This window comes from Streptomyces sp. NPDC048420 (assembly GCF_040651535.1).
In the GTDB taxonomy this organism is placed as follows: domain Bacteria; phylum Actinomycetota; class Actinomycetes; order Streptomycetales; family Streptomycetaceae; genus Streptomyces.
This window is the reverse complement of record NZ_JBEZKG010000018.1, coordinates 145,161-158,934: the sequence shown is the minus strand read 5'-3', so window position 1 is coordinate 158,934 and position 13,774 is coordinate 145,161. Positions and strand designations below refer to the sequence as shown.

The window sequence follows — 13,774 nt, the reverse complement described above, 5'->3', positions numbered from 1 at the left end:
CCGTCCTCGACCACTCGGCCGTGGGCAGAACCTCCCGATGTCGCCCTCGCACCGCTCGGCCCTGGCGGGCCTCCCGGGCTTCGCACGTCTGGCCGGACTCCGTCCGGCGCCCGATATGGCCACCGGTCAGGCCGGGGCCGGCGCGTCCTCCCCGACGAACGTCCGCCACAGCCCGGCGTATCTGCCGTCCAGCGCGAGCAGTTCGTCGTGGGTGCCGTCCTCGACCACGCGGCCGTGATCCATGACCACGACACGGTCGGCGCGGGCTGCCGTGGTCAGGCGGTGGGCCACGACGAGCGTGGTGCGGCGGCCTGCGAGGCGGTCGGTGGCCTGGTTGACCTGAGCCTCGGTGGCGAGGTCGAGGGCTGCCGTGGCCTCGTCCAGGAGGAGGATGTCGGGGTCGACCAACTCCGCGCGGGCCAGGGCGATCAGCTGGCGCTGGCCCGCCGAGAGGTTGCGGCCGCGTTCGGCGACCTCGTGGAGGTAGCCGCCCTCCAGCGTGGCGATCATCTCGTGGGCGCCGACCGCGCGGGCCGCCGCCTCGACCTCGGCGTCGGTGGCGTCCGGGCGGCCGTAGGCGATGGCGTCCCGGATCGTGCCCTGGAAGAGGTACGCCTCCTGCGGGACCACGCCGAGACGGTGGCGGTAGGAGGTGAGGTCAAGGGAGCGCAGGTCCGTGCCGTCGACCGTGACCTGTCCGCCCGTCGGGTCGTAGAACCGGGCCACCAGCTTGACCAGGGTGGACTTGCCCGCGCCCGTCTCGCCGACGAACGCGACCGTCTGGCCCGCGGGAATGTGCAAGTCGATGCCGCCCAGGGCCTCTTCGTCGTCCGCGTACGCGAAGTGCACGTTCTCGAAGGCCACTTCGCCCCGCAGGGACAGGACCTCCAGCGGCTCCTCCGCCGCCTTCGTGGACGTCGGCTCCCGCAGCAGCTCCTGGATGCGGCCCAGGGAGACGGTCGCCTGCTGGTAACCGTCGAAGACCTGGGAGAGCTGCTGGACCGGAGCGAAGAACAGGTCGATGTAGAGCAGGTAGGCGACCAGCGCACCCGTCGTCAGGGTCGCCGCGTCCACCCGGCCCGCGCCCGCGATCAGTACGGCCGCCGCGGCCACCGACGACAGCAGCTGCACGAAGGGGAAGTAGACCGAGATCAGCCACTGGCCCCGGATACGGGCCCTGCGGTAGTCGTCACTGCGCTCCGCGAACCGCCGGCCACCGTCGCCCTCGCGCCGGAACGCCTGCACGATCCTGAGCCCGGACACCGACTCCTGGAGGTCCGCGTTGACCAACGCGACCCGCTCACGGGCGAGTTCGTACGCCTTCACACTCGCCTTGCGGAAGAAGTACGTGGCGACGATCAGCGGCGGCAGCGTCGCGAAGACGACCAGCGCCAGCTGTACGTCGATCACCAGCAGGGCGACCATGATGCCGAAGAAGGTGACGACCGAGACGAACGCGGTGACCAGACCGGTCTGGAGGAAGGTCGAGAGGGCGTCGACGTCCGTCGTCATCCTCGTCATGATCCGGCCCGTCAACTCCCGCTCGTAGTAGTCGAGTCCGAGCCGCTGGAGCTGGGCGAAGATCTTCAGCCGCAGGGAGTACAGGACCCGTTCGCCGGTGCGTCCGGTCATCCGGGTCTCGCCGATCTGCGCGGCCCACTGGACGAGCACCGAGAGCAGGGCGAGCAGCGTCGCCGTCCAGACCGCGGCCATGGCCATTTGGGAGACACCGTCGTCGATGCCGTGCCGGATCATCACGGGGAGGAGCAGGCCCATGCCGGCGTCCACCGCGACCAGGCCCAGGCTGATCAGCAGCGGGCGGCCGAAGCCTCGCAGCAGTCGTCGTAGGCCGTACGACTCCTCGGGCGTGACCGCGCGTGCCTCGTCGATGTCCGGGGTGTCCGTCGCCGGGGGCAACGCGTCCACCTCGGCGAGGAGTTCGGGGGTGGCCGGAGTGCCCGCGAGAGCTGTGTCCTTGGCGTTCTTGGCCTCCCGGTCACCGGTCCACAGCCGGGGCGTCACCCCGCGCTCGGCGTCGAACTCGGCGTCCAGCTCGTCGCGTACGGAGGTGTCGTCCTGTACGGCGACGGGCCGGGCGTGGCCCGGGGAGACGCCGCCGAGGCCGTCGGGGTCGGTGAGCAGGCGGCGGTAGAGGGGGGAGCTGCGCTGGAGTTCCTCGTGGGTGCCGAGGTCGGCGAGGCGGCCGTTCTCCAGGACCGCGATGCGGTCGGCGAGGTTCAGGGTGGAGCGGCGGTGGGCGATGAGGAGGGTGGTGCGGCCCTCCATGACCTGCTTCAGGGCCTCGTGGATCTCGTGCTCGACCTGCGCGTCCACGGCGGAGGTGGCGTCGTCCAGCACGAGCAGGCGCGGGTCGGTGAGGATCGCCCGGGCGAGCGCGACACGCTGGCGCTGGCCGCCGGAGAGGGTGAGGCCGTGCTCGCCGACCGTGGTGTCGTAGCCCTCGGGGAGCTCGGCGATGAAACGGTCCGCCTGGGCGGCGCGGGCGGCCTTCTCGACCTCCTCCTGGGTCGCGTCGGGACGCCCGTACGCGATGTTGTTCCGGACCGTGTCCGAGAAGAGGAACGAGTCCTCGGGGACCAGGCCGATCGCGGCCCGCAGCGAGTCCAGGGTGAGCTCGCGGACGTCGTGGCCGCCGATGAGGACGGCGCCGTGGGTGACGTCGTAGAAGCGCGGGAGCAGGAGCGAGACCGTGGACTTGCCCGAGCCGGAGGAGCCGACGACCGCGAGGGTCTCGCCGGGGCGGATCTCGAAGGAGAGACCGTCGAGGACCTTCCGGCCGTCCTCGTAGCCGAAGGACACGTCGTCGAACTCGACCGTCGCGGGGGCGTCGGCGGGGAGCTCCTTGGTGCCGTCCTTCAGATACGGCTCGGTGTCGATCAGCTCCAGGACGCGCTCGGTGCCGGCGCGGGCCTGCTGGCCGACCGTGAGGACCAGGGCGAGCATGCGGACCGGGCCGACGAGCTGGGCGAGGTAGGTGGAGAAGGCGACGAAGGTGCCGAGGGTGATGTCGCCGCGGACCGCGAGCCAGCCGCCGAGCGCGAGCATCGCGACCTGGCCGAGGGCGGGGACGGCCTGGAGGGCCGGGGTGTACTTCGAGTTGAAGCGGATCGTGCGCAGGCGCCCCGCGAAGAGGCGGCGGCCGACCTCCCGGAGCTTCCCGGTCTCCTGGTCCTCCTGGCCGAAGCCCTTCACCACGCGTACGCCGCTGACGGCGCCGTCGACCACGCCCGCGACGGCTGCGGCCTGAGCCTGGGCGTACCAGGTGGCGGGGTGCAGCTTGGAGCGGGAGCGCTTCGCGATCCACCACAGGGCCGGGGCGACCGCGAGGGCTACCAGGGTCAGGGGGATCGACAGCCAGGCCATCACGACCAGGGAGATCAGGAAGAGCGCGAAGTTGCCGATCGTCATCGGCAGCATGAAGAGCAGGCCCTGGATCAGCTGGAGGTCGCTGGTGGCGCGGCCGACGACCTGGCCGGTGGACAGCTCGTCCTGGCGGCGGCCGTCGAGGCGGGTGATCGTGCCGAACATCTCGGTCCGCAGGTCGTGCTGGACGTCGAGGGCGAGCCGGCCGCCGTAGTAGCGGCGGATGTAGGTGAAGGCGTAGACCAGGACCGCCGCGGCGATCAGGGCCCCGGCCCAGGGCGCCATGTCCCGGCTGCGGTCGCCGATGACGTCGTCGATGATCACCTTGGTGATCAGGGGGACGATCGCCATGACGGCCATGCCGCCGAGGGAGGAGCCGAGGGCGAGTACGACGTCCTTGGGGTAACGCCAGGCGTACCCGGCAAGTCGTCGTGCCCATCCCCGTTGCGGTGTCACGCGGGTGCCCTCCGGTTCTTACGGCTTCTTACGGCCTGATCGTCCGGAAGGCACCAACGCGTCGGCGGGGTGATTTCATCCCGCCGCAACAATTCGAGAGATCCTTCACGTCACCGGTGGGGCGTCACCGGTGGGGCGGGACCGCCCTCCTGGCGTTCGCCTCGGCACGCGCGAGACTTCTGCGGGCGTTGGACGCCTGAGGGCTGTCCGCCCCGAAGACCCGCACGATGCCGTTCAGGGAGGACCGGCAGACATGGACGTCGTTCTCGGGGTCCAGCTCCGGTACCACCCTGGGCCTCGCCCGTTCGGCCTCCCGTTCGGCCTCCCGGAGCCGCGCCCGCAGCGCGGCCTGTTCCCGCCGCCGCAGGGCCGCCTCTGCCTGCCGGTACTCCCGCAGCTCCCGGCGCTCCGCACGGATCGCCATCAACTCCCGCTCGGACTCCTCCCGCTCCGCACGCCGCGCCCGCAGGCGCTCCCGTCGCTCCGCCTCCCGGTCGTAGAGCGGCTGTGCGGCCTCCGGGGGCGGCGCGGCGGGCGTCCCGCCGGGCCGGTCCGTGGTCGCGATCTTCTCCGCGAGCCACGGACCGGGATGGTCCAGTGCGGCGTACACGTCCAGGGCCCCCCGTGACCGCGGCCATGCCTGCTGGACGGCGAACCGCGCCACCTCGGTGCCGTCGCCGTGCAGCGCCCTGGCCGCCAGAAGAGCACCGCTGATGACCTTCGTGATCCTCACGACGTCCACCCCCGTCGAATCGCCGCCCCGACAGGTCGATACCCGCCTGCGCGGTCCGGGAATGTCTCAGACGCGCACCCGCAGGTAGTAGAACCGCGTCGTCTGGACCGCGTTCTGGTTGTCGTCGCTGACCAGGAGGACCTTCAGGCGGCCCTTCTCGTGGCCCGTGATCACCATGCCCTCGATGTTGTCCAGGAGCGGGTTCGGCTGGGGCTGCTTCGCCGTGGCGCCCAGGGTCGGGCAGCTCGCGATGTCCGTGAGCAGGGTCTTCTTGATCAGACGTACGTCCGGCTGGCCCGTCAGGTTCTCGACGCCGCTGGTGTCCGTGGCGTGGCGGGGGTCGGCCAGGTAGAGGCGGACCGTGTTGCCGACGCCGGCGGTGAAGCCGCGCTCCAGGACGAGGAGGCGGCCGTCGGGGAGGGCCTGCACCTCGGGGACGCCGAGGAAGACGGCGTCGGTGCGGTAGGCGTACTGGGCGGCGAGCTCGAAGTGGCCCTTGTGCCGCGTCCAGGTCTGGAAGCGGACGATGCCGGCCGTGTCGCCGGAGAGCGCGTACTCCATGGAGGCGAGCAGGGTGCGGCCGCCGTTCAGGAGGGTCAGGCCCTCGAAGGTCTGGTTGGAGGTGGCACGGCCCGCCGGGGCGACGAGGAGTGAGGCCGGCACCGGAAGACGGTCGAGGATCTTGCCGCCCTTGGAGTACCGGCGGATCGACGGCTCGGTCTCCGAGGTGATCAGACGGGTGCCGTCCCGGTCTATCGCCAGGCCCTCGGAGTCCAGCGCGGCGCCGTTCTCGTCGGCGAGCGGGACGACCGACTTCGGCGCGAGGGTCCTCGCGTCCAGGTCGAAGAGGGAGGAGCGGTCGGAGAGGGCGGCCAGCGAGCCGTCCCGGTCCACCGCGAGCGCGGAGAGGTTGCCGACGAAGGTGCCGTCGTACGTCGTCTTGTCGAGCGCGTCGGAGAAGCGGTCGAGGGAGACGGAGGGGGAACAGGCGTGGCTCACCGGGGCGGCGGCCCGCGCCGGCCCGGCGAGGGCCAGGCAGGTCGCCGCCGCCAGGGCCGCGGTGGTGGTCGCGAGTACGGTTCTCAGCTGCATGGGCGTCACCGTAGGCCGGGTTCGTGACGTACGGGAGGCCGTGTCATGAAGGGCCCTGGTCGCTGCCCGCGAACGGAGCGGCGACACCTCCGAACCCGGAGATGCCGCCGCCCCTGCATGCGCCTCGCCGTGGGCGGGGCCGGTGACGTGCGGGAGTCCGGCAGGCGTCAGCTCGCCGCGAGATCCCGGTGGATGACCTTCGCGACGCCCTGGATCGTCGTGATGCCGTAGTTCATGGTGCTGTTGCCGTGGGTGAGCACCGTGATCATGTAGTCGTGGCCGCCGCCCTTGAAGGTGCCGACGCTGTGCACCCGCCAGCCGTGCGTCGAGCGCTGGAGCCAGCCGTTCTTGACATGCCAGGAGATGCCCGATCCGCGGCCGTACGGTGTGCCCCAGCGCTGCGACGAGATGACCTGGCCCATCAACTTCAGGATGTAGGCGCGGGAGTTGTCGCTCAGGACGGTGTTCTTCGCGGTGACCAGCTTGAGCAGTTTCTGCTCGTCGGTGACGGTGATCTGGGTCAGGCCCCAGTAGCCGTTCGCCCCCGGCTTGGTCTGGGTCATGCCGGCCGCGGAGAGGAAGCCCTTGATCTTGGTCAGCCCGAGCTGGCGCCACAGCTTGCTGGTGGCGTCGTTGTCCGACTTGGTGATCATGGCCTTGGTGAGGGTGACCTCGCGGTCGGTCAGATACCTGTTGTGCTTCTTCGCGTCCCACAACAGCGTGGCGAGCACGGTCACCTTGACCACGCTCGCGGAGTCGTAGGCGGTGGAGGAGCGCAGGGTGCAGGTGGTCTTGGTCGTACGGTCGTAGAGGCCGACGGCGATCGTGCCGGAGCGGTTGGAGACGGCGGACGTGATGTCCCGCTTGAGCTTGTCGGCGAGGCCCGCCTTGGCGGACGTGCAGCTGACGGTCGGTGTCGTGGCCGCCGCGGCCGGCGTGGCGGCGGCGACGCAGGCGGCCAGCGCACCGGCCGCGATCCATTTCGCGTGTCTTGCTATCCCCCGTGTCATGCCCTGTTGACTCTCGGGTCCGGGTGAATGGTTGTACGCATGGGGAATGGTTGTGCGAGTCGTTACCCGGCCCGTGGCGATTTCACAGGACAGCGCCAGGTACGTCACAGCTCCCGCCCAAGCCACCTCCGCACGATGCCGGGGTGACATCTGCCACCGATCCCCACCCCCACACCGAGACCGTGTCCGCCGACTGGCCGCCGCCGGCCCCGCCCTCGGCGCCACCGGACAAGGCCCCGCGCTGGTCGCTGCCCGTGCTGATCGCGATCCTCGTGCTCGCCGGGGTCCTGTACGGCTGGAACCTGAGCGGCAGCAGCCTCAACAGCTTCTACAGTTCCGCCGTCTACAGCGGTACGCAGAGCTGGAAGGCCTGGTTCTTCGGTTCGCTCGACGCGGGCAACTTCATCACCGTCGACAAGCCGCCCTTCGCGCTGATGGTCATGGGCCTGTCGTGCCGGATCCTCGGCTTCGGCACCTGGCAGATGATGGCGCCGGAGATCGCGGCCGCCCTCGGCACGATCTGGATCCTGCACACCTCCGTGAAGCGGGTGTTCGGGCACGCGGCGGCCGCGATCGCCGCGCTCGTCCTCGCGCTCACCCCGATCACGGTCGCGATCAACCGGGACAACAACCCCGACACCATTCTGGTGTTGCTGATGGTCGGCGGCGCGGCCCTCGCGCTGCGCGCGGTGCGCACCGACAGGCTGCTGCCGCTGATCGGTTCGGCGGTCCTCTTCGGTCTCGCCTTCAACACCAAGATGCTCCAGGGCTACATCGCCCTGCCGGCCGTCTTCGCGGTGTACGTGTACGCCTCGAAGCTCGGCTGGAAGAAGAAGGCCGTCAACCTGGCCCTCGCGGCGGTGGCGTTGGCGGTCTCCAGCTTCTGGTGGGCGACGGCGGTCTCACTGGTGCCCGCCGACGACCGGCCCTACATCGGTGGTTCGACCGACGGCTCCGCCTGGAACCTGATCATGGGCTACAACGGCCTCGGCCGGGTCCTCGGCGGCGAGGGCAACGGCGGGGGCGGCGGCGGAGGCGCGACCTTCGCCGGCAGCGCGGGGATCGGCCGGATGTTCAACGACGTCCTCGGCGGCCAGATCTCCTGGCTGATCCCCTTCGCCTTCCTCGCGCTCGTCGCCGGCCTGGCGCTGTGCGGGCGGGCCCCGCGCACCGACATGACCCGGGCCGCGCTCGTGCTGTGGGGCGGCTGGCTGGTGCTGCACTACCTGACCTTCGCGATGGCCGAGGGCACCATGCACCCGTACTACACGACCGCGCTCGCCCCAGGCGTCGCGGCGCTGTGCGGTGGCGGCGGGGTGCTGCTGTGGCGTGCCTTCCGCAGCGGTGACGCCCGCTGGTCCTGGGTCCTGCCCGCCGGTCTCGCGGTCACCGGCATCTGGGCGATCGTGCTGCTGCGCCGGGCCTCCGGCTGGAACACCTGGCTGTGGCCGGTCGTGGGCGTGGTCATGGCCCTCGCGATCGTGGGCCTGTTCGTCTTCCGCACCGCGGGCTCCGGCACCAGGGCGCGGCTGCTGGCCGTGTCCGTGGTCGCGGCGATCGTGGCGGCCCTCGCGGGTCCGACGGCGTACGCGGCCTCGCCGGCCTTCGGCACCTCCGGCGGCGGTGGCATGGGCGGCGGCACCAACCCGACGGCGGGTCCGTCGACCGGGAGCGGCATGGGCGGCCCCGGCGGCGGTGGCGGCCGGGGCGGCTTCGGCGGCGACGGTGGCGGGCCGGGCGGACGGCCGGACGGCACCCAGCAGGGCGGCCGGGCGGGCGGGGAACTCCCCGGCGGCAACGGTGGCAACAGCGGCGGCCAGATGCAGCCCGGTGGCGGTAACGGTGAGCTGGCGCAGGGTGGTGCACCGGGTGGCGCGAACGGGGAGTTCCCGGGCGGTGGCACGGCTCCCGGCGGCGGCACGGCCGATGGCCGGAACGGCGAGGCGGCCGGTACGGCTCCCGGCGGCAGCGCGAGCGGCGGCCCCGGCGGTGGCGGTATGGGCGGCAGCGTCGACAGCGCCCTGGTCTCGTACCTGGAGAAGCACCAGGACGGCGCCAAGTGGCTGCTCGCGGTGTCCAATTCACAGAGTGCGGGTCAGCTGATCCTCAGCACCCACAAGCCCGTCATCTCCATGTGGGGCTTCACCGGCTCGGACCAGGCGATGACCCTCGCCAAGCTCAAGGAGCTGGTGAAGAAGGGCGAGTTGCACTACATCCAGCTCGGCGGCGGTGGCATGGGCGGCAACAGCAGCCTGAACCAGGAGATCACCAGCTGGGTGCAGAAGAACGGCACGGCGGTGAAGGCGAGCGACTACAGCACGGGCGAGAGCAGCGGCTCGACCTCCGGCACCACTGCGACGGTCTACCGCCTGGACCCTTCGGACGTCGGCTGACCAAGTCCCGGTAAAGCGGCCCCCGATCACACCTCGGGGGCCGCTTTCGCGTGTCAACTCGCGTAGACAAGGGCCGATTTGCCGTTTCAGGTCACCGAATGGACACGCAGAGTCCATTTACACGGCCTCATGTCCATGTCACTCTCCATCTGCCGCCTCCATTCAACCCGCGTAGATGGGACCCCCTTTATGCTGGCGACACGCATCCGCAGCTGGAAGTCGGTGGCGCTCACCACCGCCGCCGTGCTGGTCGGGCTCGCCGCCCCGGTCGTGACCACGACCCCGGCCGCCGCCACGACGACCGCGTACGACTCGACGTACTACAAGAACGCGATCGGCAAGACGGGCACGAGCCTCAAGTCGTCCCTGCACACGATCATCAGCGCCAACGTCTCGAAGATCTCGTACTCCGCGGTCTGGGACGCGCTCAAGGTCACCGACCAGGACCCGAACAACACCAGCAACGTGCTCCTGCTGTACAGCGGCGCCTCCCGCAGCAAGTCCCTCAACGGCGGTGACGTCGGCGACTGGAACCGGGAGCACACCTGGGCCAAGTCGCACGGCGACTTCGGCGAGGCGATCGGCCCCGGCACCGACCTGCACCACCTGCGCGCCTGCGACGTGACGATCAACAGCACCCGGGGCAACCTGGACTTCGACAACGGCGGCAGCACCGTCACCAACGGCGGCGGCAGCACCGTCGACTCCGACTCCTTCGCGCCGCGCGCCGCGGACCGGGGCGACGTGGCCCGCATCATCCTCTACATGGCCGTGCGCTACGAGGGCGACGACGGCTGGCCCAACCTGGAGCCCAACGAGAAGGTCGGCAACGGCTCCAACCCCTACATGGGCAAGCTCTCCGTCCTCAAGGCCTGGAACGAGGCGGACCCGCCGAGCGCCTTCGAGGAGCGCCGCAACCAGGTCATCTACGACACCTACCAGCACAACCGCAACCCGTTCATCGACCACCCGGAGTGGATCGAGGCGATCTGGTAGTCGAGGCGCTCCGGTAGAAGGCGTCTGCTCCCCGGCGGCGACCCGCCGGGGAGCATTCCCGCACGGACTTGCCCGATCCTCTGACACACGGATGTCAGCCATGTGACACTTTCGGATTGCTGGTCCGGGAATGCGTCTAAACGGGGTAGGCGTCCATGGGGGCAAGACCAAGTGACTGTGCGACATGGTTACTGGCCGGGATGGGTCTGGGGCTGCTCTGGATCCTCGTCCTGCCACCCGGCTGGGTGATCCGGGCCTTCTCTCCAGGGGTCCATCCCGCTCTGGGAGTCGCGGTACTCCTCTGCGCCCTGATCGCCGCCGGGTCCGTTCAGTGGCAGCGCCTTCAGCAGTCGGGCATCTGGCGACTCTCCCCCTACCTGACCGCCGTACCGCTCGCGGTCCTGGTGTGGGCCTGCCGGGAGCCGCTGTCGGCATGGGCCGCCGACGACGGGACCGCAGCCCGGGTCACGATCGTCGTCGTCATGGCTTTGGCGGGGGTGCGCTGGCTGGCCGAGGTGCCGATCGCGACGGCTTTCGTCGGGGCGTTCCTCGCCCCCGATACGACCCTCATGTGGTGGTACGCCGTTCCGGCATCGGCCGGCACGGCAGTAGTGCTGCTGGTTGAAATGCTGCTCGTGCAGATGGTCACCCGCCGTGCCTACTCCGCACTCGTCGGCGGGCGGTTGCGACAGGCCCGGTGGCTCGCCTCCGTGCCCCTGCTACTCGCTCCGTTTCTGTGCGGCGCTCGGCGCGCGGCAGCCCTCGACCGTGTCGGGGCGCTCCACCAGCGGCTGGGCAGCTTTCGCACGGCGGTCGCCTGTAGAAAATGGATGGTGCGGAGTGCTCATCGGCGCGGCAATACACGCCTGGAGACAGCCGGGTTGCTCAATCTGGCGGTCAGCCACCATGTATCCGGACAACTGGAGGAGTCGCTGATGTGCGTCCATCGGGCGCAGCAGGTCCTTGCGCGGCACCCCGCACGGCTCACACCCGATGTCGTCGAGCACCTCACGCTCAACTTGGCAGCCCAGGAAGCCAAGGCCCATAAGGACATGGGTGATCTGCACACCTCCCTCGCGGTCACCGAGAACACACTAGAACTGGCGAAGGCACGCTACGACCAGGACTACGCCCCGGCGTGGCTGCGAGGCCTGTACGCGGATCTATTGGCGTTCAAGTCGGCTTTGGTCGGTGTCACTCGGCTCGACACCCAGCAGGCGCTCGCGCTACTGGAACAGGCGCACGAGGTGGCCGAATCGCTCGGCGACGAGTTCCGGCAGTTCCTGCGTCTGCAGGACCAGACAACCAATCTCGTGCGGCTGGGCCGGTTCGGTGAAGCACGCGCGCGGCTCGAACGCGCACTGCGGCTCCTGGAGAGCGGAACCGTGCGGACATACGACCACGACGGCAACTACACAGCGGCACTGAACGGTGCGACGGATCTGCACAGCGTCGGATTGTGGGCTCTCGCCAGGATCTCCTGGATGCAGGGGAACACAGCCGAGGCTGACCGGATAGCCGAGGAGGCTTTCAAAGACGCAAGGCCCGGCACCTTCCTCCACTTCACGAAACAGATGACCGAGGCGCAGGCACTGCTGAACCGGGACGACGTCGCGGCCGCGAGGGAGGCGTTCGACCATGCCGTACGACTGGCCGAGAACTCCGGTCAGGAGGCCACCCTGCGGATGATCCATACGGCTGCGGGCAGGGCGTACGAGCAGGAAGGGTCCCAGTCCGACCTGATGACCGCGCAAGGCCATTACGAACGGGTCATCGGCCTGATCGAGACGGCCCGTTCCAGTCTCGCCGACGAGGCCACCCGGCTCGAATTCCTCGGCGCCGACAGCCGTATCGAGGCGTACGCACGGATGGTGGTCACCAGTGTCGCGCTGGGCCGGCCGGCGGAGGCCTTCGGCTGGGCCGAGCGCGGCAAGGCCCGCGCCCTTCTCGATCACCTCGGCAGTCGCGATCACCTGGGCGGAGCGGGAGACGCCGCAGGGCGGCCGATCTCACATGACGAGGCCCAGGAGTTGCTGGTCCGGTCCGGCCAACCGGTCCTGCTCGTGGAGTACTTCACCACGGATGACCAGGTGATCGTCATCGGCCTGCGTGGCGACGGGCAGCCTTCCTCCGCGGTCACCATTCCGGTCACCGGGGATGCGCTGCGGCGTTTCGCGCTGAGCAACTTCGGCGCCTCCGGTCGTGTCCGCGAGATGGTGACCTCGGGACTGGAGGACATGTGGCACGCCTTCGATTCACTGGTCGCGCCCATCGGGGCATGGTCCCGGCCGGGCGACCTGGTGATCCTCGTACCGCACGGCGTTCTGCACCATCTACCGTTGCACGCCCTGCGCGTCGGCGACCAGTACCTGATCGAGCGGAACCCGGTGAGCTACGCACCGAGCACTTCAGCGTTGCGGGAGTGCCGCCGGGGGGCGACCGCAACGCGCGGTAACCGGAACACCGTGGTCCTGGGCGATCCCGCTGACGACCTACCGTACGCCCGAGCCGAAGCGGTGTCGGTGGCCGCCGAGTTCGACACAGATCCCGTGCTGGGGAGCGACGCCACCCGGGGCGCCTTCAGCCGGGCTCTGTCGACCGCCGGTCTGGTCCACTACGCGGGCCACGCCCGGTTCGTAGCGGACGATCCGATGAGCTCCGGGTTGCTCCTCGCGGACGGCGCCCTCTCTTCGCGTGACATCGCCGCGCTGCCCGCTGCCCGGCCCCGGCTCGTTGTTCTGAGCGGCTGCGAGACCGGGGTCAGCAAGGACCACCCAGGGGACGACACCGTCGGTCTGCTGCGCGGCTTCCTCTACTCCGGCGCACCGAGCGTGCTGGCCACGCTGTGGCGGGTGCCGGACGAATCGACCGCTCACCTGGTCACCCGCTTCTACCACCACCTCCGCGAAAATCCGGCGGCCACCACGGCGCACGCGCTCCGCAGCGCCACGCTGGACACCCTCAAGCGGCCCTGCTGGTCCTCGCTTTACCACTGGGCGCCATTCGCCCTCGTCGGAGACTGGGAGTAGGGCATGCGGACACTTCTGGAATCGGAACTGGAACTCGACGAACCCGGCTTGTCCCTTGAGCGAGGACCGGGCGAGGCCTCGGCCGTCATCGGCGACAAGGACATCAGACTCCTGCTGCGCGAGACCCGCATTGCCCTCGCCAAGGCGGCCACCACGCGGATATCCACGGACGACGACTCCACCGTCGGTTATGACATCCCGCTGACCTGTGTCATTCATGCCCACCCTCGCTGCCGGGTGCGCTATTCCCGGTTGGGCGTCGATTTCAGCCCGACCGCTGGGGCGGTCATCTCCGACATGGCGCCCCGCGAGGTCCTCAGCGAACACCCGGTGGAGATCACCACCACGGTGCGGGCCGGGCTCACGTTCGCCGTCGCCGCCGATGTCCTCGGCGGCGAACTGGGCTCCGAGCAATCACGTCTGCGTACCGTCTACCATCCGAAGATCGTCGCCTCCGGCATCGGGTTCACCAGGGGGTACTGGGACTTTCTGGCCGACGGCGACCGCTACCTGCACTCGAACCGAGAACTGCGTCTGCTGGTCACGGCTCCCCCGAACACGCCCTTGGTCGCACGCTTCCAACTACGAGCCCAGGTGAAACTGGACGGCCTCCCCGGTCTGCTGCCCCTCCTGGCTCGCAACGGAAGCATCGACGCAACCCACCGCCTCGACTGAGCCGCT

Annotated in this window: 8 protein-coding genes; 4 read left to right on the top strand and 4 right to left on the bottom strand. The window is 70.0% G+C overall.

Translation table 11 applies throughout. The features are described 5' to 3' along the window. Positions 1 to 126: 126 nt before the first annotated feature. From AB0D34_RS31830 to AB0D34_RS31815, 4 genes are all read right to left on the bottom strand, one after another. Complete coding sequence (locus tag AB0D34_RS31830; RefSeq protein ID WP_362667741.1) at positions 127 to 3,840, bottom strand: ABC transporter ATP-binding protein; 3,714 nt, start codon at positions 3,838 to 3,840, stop codon at positions 127 to 129. Positions 3,841 to 3,964: 124 nt separating this feature from the next. After that, a complete protein-coding gene (locus tag AB0D34_RS31825) occupies positions 3,965 to 4,573 on the bottom strand; it encodes a hypothetical protein (protein WP_362667739.1) in 609 nt (202 codons plus the stop codon). Between the two features lie 66 nt (positions 4,574 to 4,639). Then, a complete protein-coding gene (locus AB0D34_RS31820; protein WP_362667738.1) occupies positions 4,640 to 5,665 on the bottom strand; it encodes an esterase-like activity of phytase family protein in 1,026 nt (341 codons plus the stop codon). Between the two features lie 167 nt (positions 5,666 to 5,832). Then, positions 5,833 to 6,675 (bottom strand): serine hydrolase, encoded by an 843-nt coding sequence (locus AB0D34_RS31815; RefSeq protein WP_362667736.1) that lies wholly within the window; start codon positions 6,673 to 6,675, stop codon positions 5,833 to 5,835. Between the two features lie 143 nt (positions 6,676 to 6,818). On the opposite strand from AB0D34_RS31815, the gene AB0D34_RS31810 reads away from it, so the two are divergent. The 4 genes from AB0D34_RS31810 to AB0D34_RS31795 all read left to right on the top strand — a co-directional run bounded on the left by AB0D34_RS31810 (position 6,819) and on the right by AB0D34_RS31795 (position 13,768). Next, positions 6,819 to 9,068 (top strand): glycosyltransferase family 39 protein, encoded by a 2,250-nt coding sequence (locus AB0D34_RS31810; RefSeq protein WP_362667734.1) that lies wholly within the window; start codon positions 6,819 to 6,821, stop codon positions 9,066 to 9,068. A 189-nt stretch (positions 9,069 to 9,257) separates the two neighbouring features. Further along, positions 9,258 to 10,064, top strand: a complete 807-nt coding sequence (locus AB0D34_RS31805) for an endonuclease (RefSeq protein ID WP_362667732.1) — start codon at positions 9,258 to 9,260, stop codon at positions 10,062 to 10,064. A 200-nt stretch (positions 10,065 to 10,264) separates the two neighbouring features. Continuing rightward, positions 10,265 to 13,093, top strand: coding sequence for a CHAT domain-containing tetratricopeptide repeat protein (locus AB0D34_RS31800; RefSeq protein ID WP_362667730.1), 2,829 nt, complete (start codon positions 10,265 to 10,267; stop codon positions 13,091 to 13,093). A gap of 3 nt (positions 13,094 to 13,096) precedes the next feature. After that, complete coding sequence (locus tag AB0D34_RS31795) at positions 13,097 to 13,768, top strand: hypothetical protein (protein WP_362667728.1); 672 nt, start codon at positions 13,097 to 13,099, stop codon at positions 13,766 to 13,768. The last annotated feature ends 6 nt before the right edge of the window (positions 13,769 to 13,774 follow it).

Excerpts from the sequence above, each read along its gene's own strand:
- AB0D34_RS31815 (WP_362667736.1), bottom strand. The coding sequence starts at position 6,675 with ATGACACGGGGGATAGCAAGACACGCGAAATGGATCGCGGCCGGTGCG.
- AB0D34_RS31795 (WP_362667728.1), top strand. The coding sequence starts at position 13,097 with ATGCGGACACTTCTGGAATCGGAACTGGAACTCGACGAACCCGGCTTG.
- AB0D34_RS31805 (WP_362667732.1), top strand. The coding sequence starts at position 9,258 with ATGCTGGCGACACGCATCCGCAGCTGGAAGTCGGTGGCGCTCACCACC.
- AB0D34_RS31800 (WP_362667730.1), top strand. The coding sequence starts at position 10,265 with ATGGGTCTGGGGCTGCTCTGGATCCTCGTCCTGCCACCCGGCTGGGTG.
- AB0D34_RS31820 (WP_362667738.1), bottom strand. The coding sequence starts at position 5,665 with ATGCAGCTGAGAACCGTACTCGCGACCACCACCGCGGCCCTGGCGGCG.